Origin of the sequence: Cytobacillus firmus, from assembly GCF_023612095.1 — a bacterium.
Taxonomy (GTDB): domain Bacteria; phylum Bacillota; class Bacilli; order Bacillales; family Cytobacillaceae; genus Cytobacillus.
In genome coordinates, this window is the sequence record NZ_CP086235.1 from 3,131,487 (window position 1) to 3,151,273 (window position 19,787).

Below are 19,787 nucleotides of genomic sequence, written 5' to 3' on the forward strand. Positions count from 1 at the left end.
AAGATATGTCAGCCAGGCGTTAATTATGGCATTTCAGCTAACGTTCTTTGACAGATGAATGTTTTCTTGCATGAATCCGTTGCAAGTTACGCTTTTTTCTACTATTATTAAATTTGAGATAAACTTGTTAAAATTATGCATGGATCCGTTCATCAGAACCATGGATTGTTTTCAGGAGGGACAATTATGAAATTTGAAAACACAGGTCTGCAAAATAATAAAGCAGACTTAACCCGCTTAGATGAAGTAATGCTTTCACACGGCCTTGTGCGTGAAGGGCAATGGGATTATGAAAGAGTTACATATGACCGGAAATTCGAATTAAAAGAAGGTGTTTTTTACCTTCGTGTATTTGGATATGCTGCTGAAGGAGATGTAGGAGCCCATAGAGCAACTATTCAGCTTATGACCCCGCTGCTAGGGAAACATTACTATCCGCACGGTGTAGAATACGGCGAAGGCGAAAGCTTCCCTAAATCATTAGTAAGCCAATGCGAAAAAATTCTTAGTGAAATCAAAGCTGAAATTGACCAATTTGCTGAGTAACTTTTGCTGAGTTTACAGAATGTATTTTCTGCATAAAAAGACGCATGAACACCATGCGTCTTTTTTATATCAGCTTTAGACCTGCGAAATTTAATTTTCTGAAAGAGCGTTCCCTGCAGATATTATTTTTTGAACTGACAGATCCACTCTTTTTACCTTCAGTCCTGTTAAATGGACAATTTCATCCTTAATTTCTTTCTGAATCCTGAGAGCTTCCTCCAGGATATTTTTTCCTTTTACTATGTTAAGCTTAATTTTCAAGTATACCTCAGTGTTTTTAAAAGTGATGGAGATCGGTTCTTCTTTTCTCTTAAAAACAGTGAATCTTTCATGTTTTAGAGGAATTACACCTTCTCTTTCCTCCAGGCTGGATTCTACGATTGCAGAGATTATATCAATGGCTGCCTGAATCGTCTCGAAGTTAAGATGATCGTTATGCATCTTCCTTTCACTTCTTTCTGTACGATTTTTAATATACGGGCAATAATCTCTCAGCTTTAAACCGTTTACTTTTTTGTTTTTATAATATTTAATGCATAATATAATCAAAGTGTTACGGTCTTTTGATGGTTAACAAAATTGGGAAAGGGGACTTATTTTGTCTACATTATTCACAAAACGTTTTTTATTCATATTGATTGCTGTAATTCTTATAACTGTCCTTTTTTATTTCATTTTGCCTGTTTCTGTTCCGCTGATTGTTGCATTTATTACAGCATTAATCCTGGAGCCAGTTGTGAAACTGCTGCAAAATAAAATAAAAATAAGCCGAAGAGTATCTGTGCTGATTACTTTTCTGGGATTTGTACTCTTCATTGGCTTATCAGGTTACTTTATTACGACAAAAGTGATTACTGAAGCCATTAAACTTGTTGAAAATGCTCCTATGTACATTAATGAAATTACAAAAGCATGGCTCAGGGCAGAAGCGGACTTTTCCAATGCCGCCAAAGACCTTCCTAAAGACCTTGTTGATGAAATAAGCAACCAGATTCAATCCTTCTTGAATAAAACGAAGAATGACCTTGTCGCTTACGTAAATATTGATAGCTTAAAAGCACTTCTGACAAACATCCCGAATTATCTTGTCAGTTTCATCGTATATTTGATTGCCTTATTTTTGTTTTTAATTGATCTTCCACGATTAAGGAAAGGCTTGTATAATCACCTTACAGATAAAACAGCAGATAAAGTCAAGTTTATGACTTCACGGCTCTCTTATGTTGGGTTTGGCTTTTTCAAGGCTCAATTCCTTGTAAGTGTGATTATCTTTATCGTTTCCTTGATTGGATTATTATTTATCAATCCCGAAATGGCATTGATCATGTCTATAATCATTTGGGTTATTGACTTTATCCCTATTATTGGCTCAATTGTCATTCTAGGCCCATGGGCATTGTTCCATCTGCTGACTGGAGATTTAGCTATGGGGACACAATTGGCAATTCTTGCAGCAGTCCTCTTAATTATCAGGAGGACAGTTGAGCCAAAGGTAATGGGCACCCATATAGGGCTATCTCCGCTTGCTACGCTAATAGCCATGTATCTAGGCCTGAAACTCATTGGAATACTGGGCTTCATTATTGGCCCATTACTGGTCATTGCCTTTAATTCCGCAAAAGAAGCAGGACTTATTAAGATGAATTTCAAAATATAAACTTAATAAAAAAGTAAAAAAGCGTCCGCCTGGACGCTTTTTCTTTCCTACAGACATCTCAACTGAGTTTCCTTAAAAAAAGTCATAGAAAAAGGATTGTTGAACAGGAATCTTTCTTTCAAGTATTTCCGCATCATTTCTTGGACCTTTAATTTCACCTAATTCATATAACTCTATTGGCCTTTTGTAGCCAATTATTATGGCTGAGAGCGCACTAATGGACATACGCAGACCTTTTGAAGGAGGTTTTGTGCACTGGCTTCCTTCTTTCTCTTTAAACACTCTGACACTGTTATCTGCGATTAAGTAGGTACCGTTATTCCATGGTGCATGGTAATCCTCAATATGAAGAAAGACGTTTTCATCATTATCATGGAAAGAATATTGAGCGAGACATTTTTCAGCATTGACGATTCTTCCCATAAAGTACGGGAAAACCTCCATTTTTAAATTGGGCTGATTCAGGTAATAAGGGAATGGATCATGTACAGATGTAATGATCTTTACTTCCTCAACCATTGAATCATGCTGACAGATAAAGTTCCATAAATTCACTCTGGCTTCCTGATTTAGAGCTGCGAATTCTTCGATATCCATTTTATTGTCTTTTACCTTAAACAATATATAGCCCTGTCCTTCACCTGATTCGTTAAAATACACCGCAATCTGGTAATCAGAATACACAAAGTTTTCCCACCAGTATGTGTCTCTTACAAGCCCTCCTGAAAAACGCTGCATATATTCTTTATAAATCTTTTCAATAATTAATGTGTGCTGGTTCTTAGTATATCGCTTAATGGTCCCTGAAGATTTTCCCTTCATTTTTAAATCTATTTTCTTAATATGCGTTTTCTTATATTCAGTGAATATCTCCCATCCGTATTTCCGATAGAAAGAAATATCAAATGGATGCAAAAATGAAAATATTTGCCCCTTATTGTTCATCTCGGCTAAAGCTTGCTTGATTAGGCTGCTAACATGCCCTCTTCTTCTGAATTCCGGATATGTTGCCACACCGGCAACACCTCCCATATCCCATTCAAAGCCATTAATATGAACTTTCAGGGGGATGATGTGAAGTTTGGCAGCCAGACTTTCCTCTTCCCAGATACCAAGAATGGCATGATTTTTCAAACGTTCCATCCTGGCCGGGATGTCAGCTTCAGGCACATTGTATTGGAAGGCATACATGGAGAGCTTCATGGCCTCTATATATTCATCCTCTGTTAATTTTCTTACAGTCACAATACTCACTCCCAATTAAATATCATTATTAATATTCGCCATATACTTATTAAGTCCTTTTAATTAAGAAGTGGATAATATTTTGGGCATAAAAAAAATACCGCTAAACAGCCAGCGGCATCTCATAACCTGTTACGTACCCAGGATTGCTTTTATAACTGATGTGGTTTCTCCTCCATGGTAGAAAACATACAGCAGCAGATAGACTGCAACACCTGTTATGCCTGTAAAAAACCAGATCACACTGGTTATCGGTCCCAATTTCCTATGTGCTGCCACTTTATTTTTATAGCCCGTATATAACGAGATGATTCCTAAAACTGCCCCCACTGTTGCCAGAGTAATATGGAAAATTAAGAAAATCGTATAATAAATTTTTATATCATCAGGGCCGCCAAATGCAGTATTTCCAATAAAAACAGTTCTGCTGGCATAAATGATAAAGAAAATAACAGCAAACACAGCTGCCAAAGTCATTGTTTTCTTATGAGCCTCAAGCTTCTTTTTGCTGATTTGCACCCACCCAATCGCAACAGTTATGGCACTTAGCATAATAAATGCTGTGCTTATGGTCGGGAGTACAGGCAATGAGTAGTCCATAAATTCTTCCTCTTTTCACTATCAGTTTAAAATTAATCTTCACGGTGTTATTTATCACGAAGTTCATTTTATTAAAGTGTACTATATTTTTCAACTAACTGTATGAGCTTTTAATAAAATTTCCTTAAATGTTCAATATTTATTTCATTCCATGTGATCATAATCATTGCAATTTACATTTTTTATTTTATCAAAAAATAAACTCCAGCCTCTGACTGGAGTTTATTCTTTATTTTACTAAATGCGGATTTAATATTGCTTCTTCTTCTGAAGGGGTAATTTCCTGTTCTTTTTTGTACCAGGCATAGAAGATTTGCGCAAGAATAAAGCCATATACAATTTCCTGGATAATCTTCATGATGACCCCGCCAAGCTGCTGATCGTGTATAAGTGACATTGAATTGAACATTTCAGGCCCGCTAAGATTCAGGCTTGCCAGTGTCGCAGATGGAACACATAACTGAAGGGCCTGTGCCCATGCATTTGGATCAGAATATGTGCTGTACATTGGAGTATCTGAAAAAATGATCAGAGCACATGCAGGAGTCAATAAAACACCATTTGCAAAAATGTATCCTACCTTCTTCAAGCCGTCCAGTGACTCCATTTCAGGAAGTTCATTAATAGTCGGCCACCACATAAAGATTGCCAGAAGAAACAGGCCAGATGTATATACAGTATGAAACATCATATCCGTTTTTACCACGTCAAAAACATCTGGTATGTGGTATATAGAAAATACTCCATTAAACAGGATAATGGCGATTAATGGCTTTGTAAAAATACTGAATACAGGTTTAACAGCTTTGTGATTAACTACTCTTCTCCACACCCACTGAGGGATTCCCATGACTACAAGGGGAGGAACGACTAAATACAGGATAGCCATCTGTATCATATGGGCATAAAACATTAAATGGCCCATCAGGTCCAGCGGAGAGCCTTTGATCGCATATAACACAATCATAGCGATTGTAAAATACACACCCTGCCTTTTAGTTAATGGCTCACTATCTTTGAACTTTTCACGATACTTTACTGTTAACATAAAGTAGCCTGCAAGAATCAGTGCTACAAATAAAAAGAAATATGGACTCCAAAGTGCACGGAAACCGAATATTTCCAAAGACATGCTATCACCTCATTAAATATTGCTCAACCGAACTTAAACGTTTCCAATACTAAGCGATATTGACAAGTACTATTATACTCTCTTCAGTCAGCAATCTCAATAAAACGGAAAATAGGTATTAATTGCAAATACTTCATTACATAAAAAGAAAACCGGCCAACAGCCGATTTTCTTTTGAACTTACCACCAAATAACAGTCAAGAAAGCAATGATTGTGATAAATCCGACAAATGCTCCTGAATATAAGAACAATGACGGTGCTTCATGACCTTTGTGGCTCATATGCATGAAATAATATAATTGGAAGACTACTTGCACAAGTGCAAGAATCAGGATGAACGGCACTATAAACCATCCGGAGAAACCTTCATAACCTGCTGCTACGAAGGCAACAATTGTCAGGAAGATCATTAGTGCAAACGTGATAACTTGATGTCTCATCTCTTCTGCACTTTTTTTGCGTCTATATTCAATGTCTACTCTTGGGTTACCTGAGTTTGGTTGTTGATTGGCCATCAGTTTATCCCACCATTCCCATTAAATATACTACTGTGAAGATGAACACCCAAACAACGTCGATAAAGTGCCAGTATAGGCTGGCTACATAGAACTTAGGAGCATTGTAAAGGCTCAATCCTCTTTTGCTGTTGCGGATCATCAAAGTAGTGATCCACAGTAAACCGAATGCCACGTGAGCACCATGGAAACCAACTAACGTGTAGAAGGCTGAACCAAAGGCACTGCTTGTGAAGCTATGATGGAACTCATGCACATAGTGATTGAACTCGTAAATTTCTAAACCAAGGAATCCAAGTCCAAGCAAAACAGTAATTCCAAGCCATAGCTGCATTTTTTTGAAGTTGAAGTTCTTCATGTGATACATAGCATATACGCTTGTGAGCGAGCTTGTTAATAGCAGCATTGTCATAATGAATGCCAATGGAATTTCAAACAAGTCTTTCGCAAGAGCCATGTCACTGCTAGGTACTTTGTCTTTTAAAGCAAGGTAAGTGGCGAATAGGGAGGCGAATAAAACTGTCTCTCCCCCAAGGAAAAACCAGAAACCTAAGAATTTGTTCTTGGCTTCGAGGGTTTGCTTTTCAGGCGACGCAGGCCATGTTTCATAAGTCATTTTTTGTTCAGTAGCCATTATGCCTTAACCCCCTTATCATTATTGTCTTCCAAATCTTCTTTATGAATGTGGTATCCATGATCATCCTTGACAGAACGAACAAACATGGAGCCTAGAGTAATAAGCATACCCACAATTAGTACTGGAATACCCCAGCTGTGTTCTGCGCGGTACATTGCACCAAATGCAGCAACAAATAAACCGAAAGAAATGACAAATGGAATGAACGAGTTGTTTGGCATATGGATATCACCAAGCGGCTCAGCAGGCGACATGCCTTCTTTGCCTTCCATTTTTTCAAGCCAGTATGCATCAAGGCCGCGAATCAGCGGAAGCTGCTTGAAGTTATAGAATGGAGGCGGTGATGGAATGGCCCACTCTAGTGTACGGCCGTCTCCCCAAGGGTCATTGCCAACTTTTTCATTTTTAACGCTAGTAATAACAATATTTATTAACAAGATGATTACTGCAGCTGCCATGAAGAAAGCACCAACAGTACTTACCATGTTCGACGTTTCAAATCCCTGTCCAGGAAGGTAAGTGAAGATACGGCGCGGCATTCCCCAAAGTCCAAGGAAATGCTGGATAAAGAATGTTAAATGGAATCCAATAAAGAATAATACGAACGTAATTTTTCCAAGGAATTCGTTTAACATTGTACCGAACATTTTTGGCCAATAAAGGTGAGCACCCGCAAATAGTGCAAACACAACACCGCCGACAATAACATAATGGAAGTGGGCAACTACAAAGTAGCTGTCATGGTACTGGTAATCCTGTGCAGCAGACGCCAGCATAACACCAGTAACACCTCCGGCTACGAATGAAGGAATAAAGGCAATAGCCCAAAGCATCGGCGTTGTGAAAGTGATGCTTCCGCCCCACATTGTAAATAACCAGTTAAAGATCTTAATACCAGTCGGTACTGCAATTGCCATTGTTGCAACAGCAAAAATCGCGTTTGCAATCGGCCCCATACCAGTTGTAAACATATGGTGAGCCCATACCATGAATCCTAAGAAACCAATAAGAACCGTTGCGAATACCATTGAAGAGTATCCGAAAAGGCGTTTTCTTGAGAATATCGCAAAAATCTCGGAGAAAATACCGAAAGCCGGCAAAACCAAGATGTAAACTTCAGGGTGTCCAAAAATCCAGAAGAAATGTTCCCAGATAATTGTGTTTCCGCCCATAGCAGGATCAAAGAAGTTAGATCCAAACATACGGTCGAAAATTAACAGGAATAGTCCTACTGTTAAAGCAGGGAATGCAAATAAAATTAATGCTGATGTAACAAATGTTGTCCAAGTAAACAAAGGCATACGCATGTATGTCATACCAGGAGCACGCATGTTAATGATGGTAACAAGGAAGTTGATCCCCCCGATTAACGTACCCGCACCTGATATCTGCAGTCCAAGTGCATAGAAGTCGATTCCATGCCCTTCAGAAGCAATTGATAGAGATGCATAAGAAGTCCATCCGGCATCAGGAGCTCCGCCTAAGAACCATGACAGGTTCAAGAAAACTCCACCAAAGAAAAACAGCCAAAATCCTAAAGAATTCAAGAATGGGAATGCAACGTCACGCGCACCAATCTGAAGTGGCATAACAGCATTCATAAAAGCAAAAATCAGTGGCATAGCCGCCAAGAAGATCATCGTTGTACCGTGCATAGTTAAAATTTCATTATACAATCCGGCACTTACAAAGTCATTATTTGGTACTGCAAGCTGGATACGGATGAACATAGCTTCCAATCCGCCAAGCAAGAAGAAAAATCCGCCAGCTATAAGATAAAGGATTGCGATTTTTTTATGGTCAACTGTAGTTAAGTAATCCCATAAAACCGCTCCGAAACCTTTTTTTTGTGCTAAGGTACTCACAATTTTACCTCCCTTTTCAAAAAAATCCCTATTGTTCCATAACTTTCAAGCCCATTAAATATTCTGTCAGGGCATCAAGCTCTTCTTCAGACAATTCACCATAAGTACCTGTCATTTTATTGCCAGGTTTGAATGTTTCCGGATCTCTTAACCAATCCTTAAGATCTTCTTCAGTATGATCAAGGACACCGGCAATACGGTCACGATCACCGAAGTTTGTTAAGTTAGGAGCTAAACGGGCTGCTTCAGGAGCAGTGTTTGCCGGAGTTACAGCATGACAGCCGATACAGCTGTTATTGAAGACTTCCTGACCAGCTTCGGCAAGATCTGTCTCTGCCTTTTTAGGTTCTTTTACTTCTGCCATTGCAGTTGCCCATTGATCAAATTCATCACGTGGAACCGCTTTAACTTTGAAATCCATTAAAGCATGGGAAGGACCGCAAAGCTCAGCACATTTTCCATAAAATAAATTATCGGCATCTGCAGCCTTTTCACTGTCAAACTTGAGCCAGAATTTATTCACGTTGTCCGTGTTCGTATCCAGCTTACCGCCTACAGCAGGAATCCAGAAGGAGTGCTTAACATCAGAAGCAATAAGATTGAAATAAACTTTTTCATCCGTTGGCACAACTAATTCCTGGCCAGTGATAATTTCCTGGTTTGGATACTCAAATTCCCACCAGTATAAGTTTGCACGCACATTAACAACAAGTGCATCTGTTTTGCCATCTTCATTCTTCTTTTCCATTGGACCTACATCAGCAAGCTTAAAGGTAGCTGAAACTGTCGGTACAGCAAGAATAAGAAGCAAAAGAATAGGAATAACAGTCCAAATGATTTCCAGTTTGTGGCTTCCTTCAACTTGTTTTGGAATTCTGTCGTCCTTGCGGCGGAATTTAAAAACAACAATAAAGAAGATTATTGTTACGACCGCAATTACTCCTACCATTATTACAGTACTTAACACCATTAAATCAAATTGTGTCTGCGCCACTTCGCCGGCAGGTTTTAGCGTAGATAAATACGGTTCACCGGAGCAAGCGGAAAGAATGAGCGCCATCATTGCAAACAGAGAAAAAGACGCCACTTTGCAAGCCTTTTCATAGCTTAATCAAACCCCTCTTTCGTAAAGATTTCATTTTTTGAATTGTTTGATCAAAAAATATGGATAAATCCCCTCTCGTTATAAACGAAAAAGGAATTTCCTAACTAAGTTAAATAAGTGTGATAATTACCATGGCTACAAACATGATGGTCAGATATTGCAGGGAGTATACAAACATCAATGTAGCCCATTTAATATCATCATTAAACTTTCTTGCATATAACCCGGTCAATAACCAGCCGATGTTTAAAACTGCAGCAAGTATTATGAATGGCCGTCCAAGTGATGGCATTAGGAATGGCAGCGGCAATAATGCTGCAATCCAGATATAAATATGCCTTTTCGTGGTCTTAAACCCTTTTACTACTGGGAGCATCGGAACTCCAGCAGCCCGGTATTCCTCTACCCTTCTCATAGCCAGTGCATAAAAATGAGGAGGTTGCCAGATAAACACGATAGCGAACAGCACCCATGCCATAGGGTCAAGATTGCCATCCGCAGCTGCCCACCCAATCAGCGGGGGAACTGCCCCTGAAATGCTGCCTATAATCGTATTGGAAACAAACCTGCGTTTAGTCCACATTGTATATAGGACAACGTAGCTGAAAACACCAATTAATCCAATTACAACTGCTGTTGCTGTTGTAAACATTAAAAAGGCCGTACCAAGGCCAATAAGCAGAAAACTCAAAAGTGCCACCTTGCCCGGGTTCACTTTCCCAGTAACAGTTGGCCTCCCTTTTGTCCTTTCCATTAATGGATCAATGTCGCGGTCAATATAATTATTTAAGCTGCAGGAGCCTGCAATAATCAAAGAGGAGCCAATTACTGTATAAAGAACCAGATCCAGATTATTGAAAAATCCTTTTCCTGAAAAATGCAGTGCAAGCCAAAGGCCGGTGAAGGCTGTAATCAGATTGGAATTTACAATGCCAATTTTGATAAGAGCAAGAAAGTCCTTCCAGACTGTAGTCTCAGGAATATCTTGTTGGAGGCTTCGCTCTCTATTTTCAATGGCAGCATCACTCAAAGCCCGTGAGTCAGACATATCTTTTCCTCCTTAATTCCTTACCGCGAACATTACACCTACTATAAAGTATAAATGCACCGAAAGCCATATTCACGATAAAAAACGAGGGGTGAACCCTGGATAAATAATAACCATACTAATAGTTTTCTACCATTAATAATGTATTTAAACTGTTTACTATCTAAATGAAGCTAAACCATTTCTCTGTATATTAAATCACACTTTAAAACTCTTTTGTGAATTTTTTTAGAATAATTTATGACTAATTTGTGTCAAAGTCTAAATTTACTTAAAGAAAGGGTTTGTTTTTGAGATAATAAAACTGTTTCAGAAAACTACGGAGGAATAATATACTCACTTTATGTATTCTGGGTTACTTTTCCGCGACAGGGGACATCCATTTTATACCCCCTTTATATTTCTAGCAAACTCTATTATAAGTTTCAACCTTTTTTACTATAATTAACTTTATAATTTTTATAACTGTTGTAAAAAGCTTTTTATTCCTGTACTATCGAAAAAGTAAATGGACACACATTCATATATGGCTTTTTATAGAATCTTTGTTAAGATAGATAATGGACAAATACGTACTAAATCAATTGTTGACACTATTATTAAACCTAGAATATTTAAAGAAGGTGAAAGGCTTTGCAACGATCTTTAAAATGGCTTGCTGTTCTCACATCTATCGGCATGCTTTTGGTTTTGCTGGGCGGTGCCCTGGTAACGAAAACGGAATCAGGAATGGGGTGCGGGAAATCGTGGCCGCTTTGCAATGGCGAGTTAGTTCCCACCGATATTACTCCTGAACTGATTATCGAACTGGCACACAGACTAGTTTCAGGCGCTATTGGATTTATGGTTCTTATATTATCGATTTGGACATGGAGAAAAATAGGACATATTAGAGAGACAAAGTTTTTAGCGCTGACTTCGCTTTTTTTCCTTATCCTGCAGGCTTTAATTGGCGCTGCCGCAGTAGTCTGGGGGCAATCTGATTTTGTGCTCGCCCTTCATTTCGGGATATCATTAATTTCTTTTGCTGCTGTACTGCTCCTGACTTTGCTTATTTTTGAAGTTGATAAAAAATTCGAGGCAGAAAAGCTTATTATCGATAAAAGAATGAGGAAACATATTATTGGAGTTTCTTTATACAGCTATGCTGTTGTTTACACCGGCGCACTTGTGCGTCATGTAAATGCCAGCCTTGTATGCCGTGACTGGCCGCTTTGTATAAATGGATCTTTCGCACTTCCGGCTAATATATACGAATGGGTGCAAATGGGGCACCGGGCTGCCGCTGGATTAATTTTCATATGGATTGGTTACATTACCTATCTGGCCATTAAACATTACAAGGACCAGAAGGTAATTTACTGGGGCTGGATTATTTCATTTGTCTTAGTATCACTCCAGGTTGCCGCTGGAGCATTAGTTGTTTTAACCAGACTTAACTTGTATATAGCTCTTGCACACGCCTTCTTTATTTCCTGCTTATTTGGAGTACTAAGCTATTTTATCCTCCTGTCTTCACGAAGCAGAAAAAATGAGCTTGCTGTTTCAGCAGTTAAGGAAAAAGAGAAAAGTGATGAATCGGCTATCCCTACTTTCACTTCCATTCCATAAATACAATAAACAAAAGAGCTTCGGCAAATGCCGAAGCTCTTTTGTTTATTTTAGGCTCTTTTCGTATAAATTGTTGTTTCGCCTATCAATGTTGTCCGTTGATTTCCGCTCCAGGCTGCTCGCTTTCCGCGGGGCGGGCGGTGAGCCTCCTCAACGCTCCGCGTCTGCGGGGTCTCACCTGACCCGCTACTCCCGCAGGAGTCTCGCACCTTCCGCTCCAATCAACTCAGCAAATTAACCTAAGTTATAAAAAAGCAACAAACTTTACGAAAACAGCTTTATTTTGACAACTCTATCAGCAGGTCTCCAGTTTGAATTGCTTCACCATTTGAGACAAAAATATCCTTTACAGTTCCAGAGAATGGTGCCTGTACAGTAGTTTCCATCTTCATAGCCTCTGTAATCATTAAGTGATCGCCTTTTTCGACTTTCTCACCTTTTTCTACAAGTAACTTGATGACAGTTCCCGGCATGCTGGCTGCAATATGGCTTTCATTATGCGGATCAGCTTTTGCCTTGGCTGCTGTTGTAGCTTTTATGCTTTCGTCTTTTATGCTCACTTCCCGCGGTTGGCCATTTAGCTCGAAATACACAATTCTAGTGCCGTCGGCTTGAGGCTGCCCTATCGAAACCAATTTAACTATTAATGTTTTACCTGTTTCAATTTCAATTTCCACTTCCTCACCAAGTCTTAGACCATACAGGAATGTAGGAGTATCAAGAACAGAAATATCACCAAATTGATCGCAGGTCTTAATATAATCCATAAATACTTTAGGATATAGTGCATAGGCAATTGCGTCAAAGCTTGTAACCTGCCTGCCCAATTCTTTAAAGAGTTTTTCTTTTAAGGCATCGAAGTCTACATCTTCAAGTAGTTCTCCCGGTCTGACTGTGATTGGCTCCCGGTCTTTCAATATGACCTTTTGCAGTTCAGCCGGAAAACCGCCATATGGCTGCCCAAGGTAGCCTTCAAACAGCTCTACAACAGGATCTGGAAAATCCAGTGATTTCCCTTTATTCAAAACATCCTGTTCTGTCAGCTGATTCTGGACCATAAATAACGCCATATCACCAACTACCTTTGATGAAGGTGTAACTTTAACAATATCACCAAACATTTGGTTCACACGGGAATACATGTCCTTAACTTCATCCCACTTATCCCCAAGGCCAACTGCTTTAGCCTGCTGCTGAAGGTTACTGTATTGTCCGCCAGGCATCTCATGCTGATAGACTTCTGAATGAGGAGCTTTCATGCCGCTTTCGAAGTCCTGGTAATATTTGCGCACATCTTCCCAATAGTAAGATAATTGCTCGAGCGACTGGATATCAATTTTTGGCTGTCTATCATTTCCCTGCAGCGCGTAATACAGAGAGTTAGCGCTTGGCTGGGATGTTAAGCCTGCCATTGTGCTCAGGGCCGTATCTACAATATCCACTCCAGCTTCAATAGCCTTTGCATATGTGTAAATTCCATTTCCGCTTGTATCATGGGTATGAAGATGAATTGGAATGTCAACAGTTTCTTTCAATTCAGAAATAAGAGTATATGCTGATTGCGGCTTCAATAAACCAGCCATATCCTTGATGGCCAGTATATGTGCCCCCTGATTTTCGAGTTCCTTTGCCAAGTCTTTATAGTATTTAAGATTGTATTTCGTTCTGGCAGGATCCAGAATATCACCTGTATAGCACATAGCGGCTTCAGCAATTTTTCCTGTCTGGCGCACAGCATCAATTGCGACTTCCATCCCTTTAACCCAGTTAAGGCTATCGAAGATCCGGAATACATCGATGCCGGCGTAGGCCGATTTTTCTACGAACTCTCTTATTACATTATCCGGGTAGTTTTTATACCCGACTGCATTCGAAGCACGAAGAAGCATCTGGAATAAAACATTTGGCATTTTTTCACGTAATGTCAGTAATCTATCCCAAGGATCTTCTTTCAGGAATCTGTAAGCAACATCAAAAGTTGCACCGCCCCACATCTCAAACGAAAACATATCGGGAAGCAATTTTGCTGTCGGCTCTGCTATATGCTTCAGGTCATTAGTTCTTACCCGCGTCGCGAGCAGAGATTGATGCGCATCACGGAAGGTAGTATCCGTAATCAGGACTTCTTTTTGTTCTTTAATCCATTTTACAAGCCCTTCAGGACCTTGTTTATCTAAAATTTGCTTTGTTCCATCCTGGTAATCTGTACTGTATTTTAATCTCGGTACTCGAGGCTCTTCAAATACCGGACGTTTCTTCTTTTCAATTCCCGGAAATCCATTTACCGTTACATTCCCGATATAATTCAGCATCTTCGTCCCGCGGTCTTTCTTTTTCGAAAATAGGAATAGCTCAGGAGTTTCATCAATAAATGATGTATCATACTCACCTATTAAGAATTTCTCATGTTTTACAACATTCTCAAGGAAAGGAATATTTGTTTTTATACCCCTGATACGAAACTCCTGAAGGTTCCTCACCATTTTTGATGCTGCCTGCTGGAAAGTCATTGCATGCGTTGAGAGCTTAACAAGCAGCGAATCATAATAAGGTGTGATTACTGCCCCCTGGAAACCATTTCCAGCATCAAGCCTCACGCCGAAACCGCCGCCTGATCTGTATGCCATTAACCTGCCAGTATCGGGCATGAAATTATTTAAAGGGTCCTCTGTTGTAACACGGGATTGAATGGCAAAGCCATGTACATGAATATCTTCCTGTTTTGGAACACCAACTTCATTGCTGTGCAGCGAGTAGCCTTCAGCCACCATGATTTGCGTTTGTACAATATCGACACCTGTTACCATTTCGGTGATCGTATGCTCAACTTGCACACGCGGATTTACTTCTATGAAATAAAACTGGTCACCTGAAACCAGGAATTCCACAGTTCCTGCGTTTAAATAATCTACATTCTTCATCAGGTTGACAGCAGCCTGGCATATCTCGTCTCTCAAATTTTCCGGGAGTGAGACGCAAGGTGCAACTTCAACAACCTTCTGGTGGCGCCTTTGGACTGAACAATCTCTTTCATACAGATGAACAATATTTCCTTCATGGTCTCCGAAGATTTGAACTTCGATGTGCTTTGGTCTTTCTATAAATCTTTCAACATAAACCTCATCATTCCCAAAAGCTGCTTTTGCCTCTGATTTGGCACGCTCATATGATTCCTTTACTTCCTCAAGGTTCCTTACGATGCGCATGCCTCTTCCGCCGCCGCCAAGTGAAGCTTTAATGATAATTGGGAAGCCATGATTTTTGCCGAAGCTAATCACTTCGTCCAGGCTTTCTACTGGACCATCACTGCCTGGTATAACAGGAATTTCAGCAAGCTGGGCTTGAGTTCTTGCCTTAACTTTATCTCCAAACATATCCAGATGCTTTGAAGTAGGACCGATAAATATGATGCCTTCTTCCTCGCATCGTTTTGCGAATTCAATATTTTCAGATAGAAATCCGTAGCCAGGATGAATGGCATCTACATCACTGCTTTTTGCTATATCAATGATTCCTTCAATGTCAAGATAGGCATCAATCGGTTTTTTGCCCTCCCCTACCAGATAAGCTTCATCCGCTTTATAGCGGTGGTAGGAACCGGAATCTTCTTTCGAATAGACAGCTACCGTGCGAATATCCAGCTCTGTGCAGGCGCGGAATACACGAATGGCAATTTCTCCTCTGTTGGCTACTAATACCTTGTTAATTCTTCTGCTCAAACAAAACACCCCGTCTTTATGTATTTTTTGGCAATATTCTGCCAAATCTAAGTTGAGGCCGGGCGGGTATTCCGCTAACCGGCCATAATAACTTTGATTGGCTGCCCCGTGATGGAAGCAATTATGTAATCAGCATCTGCTGATTGATATATAAATAAAGCACTGTGAAGTTATCTGTGCTTATTTATGAATAGAAAATGTTTTTTCGGAAGCCATATCCACAGATTCCGGATTTGCCTCTTCATGTTTATGTTTATATTTCTTTTCATAATTGACGAACATAGAGACATTCACTAGAATTCCCATTGCAATCGAAAGCTGAAGCAGGGATGATCCACCATAGCTAATAAAAGGAAGTGTAACACCAGTGAGCGGTATAACACCCGAAATTCCAGCAAGATTAATGAACGCCTGAATTCCTATCATGGCGGAAATCCCGATAGCAAGCAAGCTGCCAAAAGCATCTTTACACTTTAAACTGATAAAGATTCCCCTCAGTACAATGTACCCGAGAAGCAAAATGACAAAACCTACTCCAAATGCCCCGAGTTCCTCAGCAATTACGGCCATAATGAAGTCTGTATGGGCTTCAGGAAGATACCCAAGTTTTTGTATACTCTCACCAAGGCCCAGCCCTTTTAAACCTCCTGCACCGAGGGCAATATAGGAATTCGAAAGCTGATATCCGAACTCCGATCCAAAGGGATCTCTAAATGCTTCTACCCTCCCCATTCGATAAGGCGCAAATATTTTATCTTTTAATAGAAGGATAAAAGGAGCAGCCAGCAATACTCCGAAAAGCCCCAATTTAAATATGTTCTTAAAATTCATGCCTGAAGTAAATATTACTGCTCCAGCCACAAGCAATATAATCATGGCGGAACCAAAATCAGGCTGTACAGCAACCAGGATTACGGCAAGTATGAGATAAGCAAGCGGCGGGAGAACCCCTTTGTTAAATTCATTAATATAGGGCTGTTTCTTTGCATACACAGCAGCCAAATATATAATGACTGAAAGCTTGACAAACTCTGCAGGCTGAAGGCTTCTCTTGCCGATCTCAAACCAGCTCATAGCTCCGCCAGCTACTTTTCCGAAGATAAATAACGCAATTAGGCCGAATAACGAAAGAAATACCATCGGAACAAGAAATTTGTTGCTTTGCATAGCTTTGTATGGAAATAGAGCGACAAATACGAAAACAATTCCTGAGATAATTAAATTCAGCTTTTGTTTATTGTAGAAAAAGTCGCTATCCTGATCATAAATCTGCACTGCTGTTACCATGCTTGCACTGAAAACCATAATAAGTCCAAAAACAGCTAACAGGGCTACAGCTATTATCAGGGTATAATCATATGATTTTAATATTTTTTTTAACATCCAGCCCTCTTCCCTTATCTTCTAAGTTTATTACTTATTCTACTATAGTATTAAATATCCTGCTTTGAAGAAAAGAAAAGTTAATTTAAATGTAACACAGCAAAGAAAATAATTCTATAATCATGTTATACTATTTTTAAATTAAGTTATACAATATTGAGTATTCTTTTCTTTTAGATATACTAATACCATTTTTTATAATAATAAGGTTATAAAAAAACTCAAACATTCTTTGTATGATGTTTGAGTTTTTTATTATTATTTTTTTACTGAAGCTTCGTGGAGCATGGAGAGTTCCCTTTCCAATTCCTCTAAAATAGCCTTTCCTTCAGTCTCTTCAATTAATCCAAGACGGACAGCAAAATCTATTTCTCTGGATAAGCCAAACATCTGGGTATCAAGAACTTCCTCATATAGAGGGCATTGAGGCATGGTTAGATTATCCATCTGCACCTTTATTAACTTTAATATTTTAGCAGCATCTGCCTTCAAAATGGCATTTGCTTTTTCTTTGTGGTCAATAATCATGTCAGAAGCCAACTTTAAATCCCTCCATTTCCGAGCGATTATCCTATCTATAAATTTTATACTTAAGCATGGAAAAAAGCAAGGATAATAAGGGATTCGATAAAGAAAGGATTCCCGCATGAATTCAGGACTGCACTAATAAGGAATGTCATCAATATTGCCTGTATGACAAGCGCCTTAAAAATCTGTATACTTAAATCATACATATATTTAATATAAAAGCTGCTGCCAGGAGGTTCAATATGGAAAATATTATTGCTTTCAAAGGAAACGTAAAATATCAAATCACCTTAGATCCGGGAGTCTGGATATTTGATGACCGCAGGGTTGATTTGACAACATACTTTATGCAGGAAAATATCAGAAAAAATGAACTTGAGGAATATACTAAAGCAGTCTCAAAGCATTGGGATAGAGAAATTATAGAAGGCGCAGTTTTCCCTCCAACACTTAAAACAGAAAAGAAATTTGAAAAAGAAAAGGTCCTGACAGGCACATTCGGAATACCTTTTAAACCATTCCTAATGAATGCGGAGCCGGAAGAGAATGCTGAAATCGTTGTTATTGAAAGCGAAGATGGTGAAACCAGATTGACTCTATCTGAAGCAAAAGAATTAATATTGGGGTTCTCAAAGGATGGAAAACCATTAAAAGAGGATGGGCCTGTTCATGCCTATCTCGGGATGGGAGCAACCAGAATTCCCCTATAAAAAGAGTGAAAGCATTTAGAGTGGAATGACAGGAGAGGGCGAATTGCATCGCCCTTTTTCTTCGCAGTCTCTTCCCCGGCATGAAAACCTCAGAATTCACGAGCCCTGTCATGCAGGCTATAACAGGTCAGCAGCAAGCTGGGCCAAGCCGGATCTCTCACCTTTAACAAGTTTGACATGACCCGAGATAACCTGATCTTTAAATCTTTCCACGACATAGGTGAGACCGTTGTTATAAGCATCCAGGTAGGGATGGTCTATCTGCTCGGGATCTCCCATCAGTACAATTTTACTCCCTTCCCCTACCCTGGTTAATATGGTTTTTACTTCATGCTTCGTCAGGTTCTGTGCTTCATCAATAATAATGAATTGATCCGGTATGCTTCTGCCTCTGATATATGTCAGGGCCTCCACCTCAATCGAGCCCATACCTGCCAATATGGCATCCAATTCACCCGGCTTTTTGACATTAAACAGGTACTCCAGATTATCGAAAATCGGCTGCATCCATGGTCTTAGCTTTTCCTCTTTTTCACCCGGAAGGAATCCCAAATCCTTGCCTACAGGCACAATGGGGCGGGCGACCAGCAATTTTTTGTACTGTCCATAATCTTCGGTCTGCATTAAGCCGGATGCCAGCGCCAAAAGAGTTTTTCCAGTCCCAGCCTTGCCGATAAGCGTAACAAGCGGCAGGTCGTTTCTCAGTAACAGCTCAAGAGCCATTGTCTGCTGCACGTTCCTCGGCTTGATCCCCCATATATGGTCATGATCAAAAATAAGTTTTTTCACTTTCTTTCCACTTTTGTCCACTATACCAAGTGCAGACGATGAGGAACCAAGCGCATCTTTCATCACCAGAAACTGATTCGGATAGAAAGGATGATTTGCTATTTCAGAAAGTGGCAGTTCTCCTTTTTCATAAAAACGGTTCATAATATCGAGACCTATATATACCTCCAGAAAACCGGGATATAAATGATCATTTTCAACTACACGATCACTTAAGAAGTCCTCTGAAATTAGCCCGATAGCATCCGCTTTAACTCTGACTAGGGCATCTTTGCTTACCAGGATTACCGTTCGTCCATTTTCTTTTGTCTCTTCCTCCAAGGATAAGTTTTTTGCAACTGCCAAAATCCGATTATCATTCGTTTTTTCTACAAAGATCTCCTGAAGTTCATGAAATGATCTATGATTTAACTCAATTCGCAGGCTTCCGCCATTTTCAAGAGGTATTTTCTCATGTAGCTTACCTGTCTCTCTCATGCTGTCAATCAGCCGGGATACTTGCCTTGCATTCCTCCCAATTTCATCCATATACCTTTTCTTAGAATCAACCTCTTCCAGAACTACAGCCGGAATAACTACTTCATTATCTTCAAATGAAAATATGGAATTAGGATCCTGCAACAAGACATTGGTATCTAATACGTAAATTTTACTCAATATGATGCCTCCTGCTCCTCATGTGTCTTGGTAAAGCAA

Annotated in this window: 15 protein-coding genes and 2 pseudogenes; 4 read left to right on the top strand and 13 right to left on the bottom strand. The window is 39.6% G+C overall.

Annotated elements, in window-relative coordinates; translation table 11 throughout:
- Positions 1-186: 186 nt before the first annotated feature.
- Positions 187-546: a YugN family protein gene (locus LLY41_RS15730; RefSeq protein ID WP_095244112.1), complete on the top strand. Its 360-nt coding sequence runs from the start codon at positions 187-189 to the stop codon at positions 544-546.
- Positions 547-636: 90 nt separating this feature from the next.
- Here LLY41_RS15730 and LLY41_RS15735 read toward each other — a convergent pair whose 3' ends face one another.
- The gene (locus tag LLY41_RS15735; protein ID WP_095244111.1) at positions 637-987 is read right to left on the bottom strand and encodes an Asp23/Gls24 family envelope stress response protein; all 351 of its coding nucleotides are present in this window, start codon (positions 985-987) and stop codon (positions 637-639) included.
- A gap of 157 nt (positions 988-1,144) precedes the next feature.
- On the opposite strand from LLY41_RS15735, the gene ytvI reads away from it, so the two are divergent.
- Positions 1,145-2,203, top strand: coding sequence for a sporulation integral membrane protein YtvI (gene ytvI / locus LLY41_RS15740; protein WP_095244110.1), 1,059 nt, complete (start codon positions 1,145-1,147; stop codon positions 2,201-2,203).
- 72 nt (positions 2,204-2,275) lie between these two features.
- Here the strand turns inward: ytvI and LLY41_RS15745 are convergent, their stop codons facing one another.
- The 8 genes and pseudogenes from LLY41_RS15745 to cyoE form a co-directional block, all read right to left on the bottom strand.
- Entirely contained in the window at positions 2,276-3,448 is a 1,173-nt protein-coding gene (locus LLY41_RS15745) for a GNAT family N-acetyltransferase (protein ID WP_304585827.1), read from the bottom strand.
- 132 nt (positions 3,449-3,580) lie between these two features.
- Positions 3,581-4,048: a DUF420 domain-containing protein gene (locus tag LLY41_RS15750; protein WP_095244108.1), complete on the bottom strand. Its 468-nt coding sequence runs from the start codon at positions 4,046-4,048 to the stop codon at positions 3,581-3,583.
- 229 nt (positions 4,049-4,277) lie between these two features.
- Positions 4,278-5,180 carry a cytochrome c oxidase assembly factor CtaG gene (gene ctaG, locus LLY41_RS15755; protein WP_095244107.1) on the bottom strand — a complete coding sequence of 301 codons (903 nt, stop codon included), beginning with the start codon at positions 5,178-5,180 and terminating at the stop codon, positions 4,278-4,280.
- A gap of 180 nt (positions 5,181-5,360) precedes the next feature.
- Complete coding sequence (ctaF, locus tag LLY41_RS15760) at positions 5,361-5,696, bottom strand: cytochrome c oxidase subunit IVB (protein WP_048011869.1); 336 nt, start codon at positions 5,694-5,696, stop codon at positions 5,361-5,363.
- A gap of 4 nt (positions 5,697-5,700) precedes the next feature.
- Positions 5,701-6,330, bottom strand: a complete 630-nt coding sequence (locus LLY41_RS15765; RefSeq protein ID WP_035328684.1) for a cytochrome (ubi)quinol oxidase subunit III — start codon at positions 6,328-6,330, stop codon at positions 5,701-5,703.
- The gene (ctaD, locus tag LLY41_RS15770) at positions 6,330-8,198 is read right to left on the bottom strand and encodes a cytochrome c oxidase subunit I (protein WP_095244106.1); all 1,869 of its coding nucleotides are present in this window, start codon (positions 8,196-8,198) and stop codon (positions 6,330-6,332) included. Before ctaD ends, LLY41_RS15765 begins: the two co-directional genes overlap by 1 nt.
- Positions 8,199-8,226: 28 nt before the next feature.
- A pseudogene (gene coxB, locus LLY41_RS15775) lies at positions 8,227-9,302 on the bottom strand (cytochrome c oxidase subunit II).
- 110 nt (positions 9,303-9,412) lie between these two features.
- Positions 9,413-10,351, bottom strand: coding sequence for a heme o synthase (gene cyoE, locus LLY41_RS15780; protein ID WP_095244104.1), 939 nt, complete (start codon positions 10,349-10,351; stop codon positions 9,413-9,415).
- Positions 10,352-10,984: 633 nt separating this feature from the next.
- Here cyoE and LLY41_RS15785 point away from each other — a divergent pair.
- On the top strand, positions 10,985-11,962 hold the full coding sequence (locus tag LLY41_RS15785) for a COX15/CtaA family protein (RefSeq protein ID WP_304585828.1): 978 nt from the start codon (positions 10,985-10,987) through the stop codon (positions 11,960-11,962).
- A 278-nt stretch (positions 11,963-12,240) separates the two neighbouring features.
- Here LLY41_RS15785 and pyc read toward each other — a convergent pair whose 3' ends face one another.
- The 3 genes from pyc to LLY41_RS15800 form a co-directional block, all read right to left on the bottom strand.
- Positions 12,241-15,681, bottom strand: coding sequence for a pyruvate carboxylase (pyc, locus tag LLY41_RS15790; RefSeq protein ID WP_304585829.1), 3,441 nt, complete (start codon positions 15,679-15,681; stop codon positions 12,241-12,243).
- A gap of 180 nt (positions 15,682-15,861) precedes the next feature.
- Entirely contained in the window at positions 15,862-17,064 is a 1,203-nt protein-coding gene (locus tag LLY41_RS15795) for an FtsW/RodA/SpoVE family cell cycle protein (RefSeq protein WP_304585830.1), read from the bottom strand.
- Between the two features lie 258 nt (positions 17,065-17,322).
- Complete coding sequence (locus LLY41_RS15800) at positions 17,323-17,604, bottom strand: Fpa/YlaN family protein (RefSeq protein WP_095244100.1); 282 nt, start codon at positions 17,602-17,604, stop codon at positions 17,323-17,325.
- Between the two features lie 230 nt (positions 17,605-17,834).
- Between LLY41_RS15800 and LLY41_RS15805 the strand changes: the two are divergent.
- Positions 17,835-18,331 (top strand): annotated as a pseudogene (locus tag LLY41_RS15805) (peptidyl-prolyl cis-trans isomerase).
- Between the two features lie 88 nt (positions 18,332-18,419).
- Here the strand turns inward: LLY41_RS15805 and LLY41_RS15810 are convergent.
- Entirely contained in the window at positions 18,420-19,751 is a 1,332-nt protein-coding gene (locus tag LLY41_RS15810) for a PhoH family protein (protein ID WP_175609154.1), read from the bottom strand.
- Between the last annotated feature and the right edge of the window lie 36 nt (positions 19,752-19,787).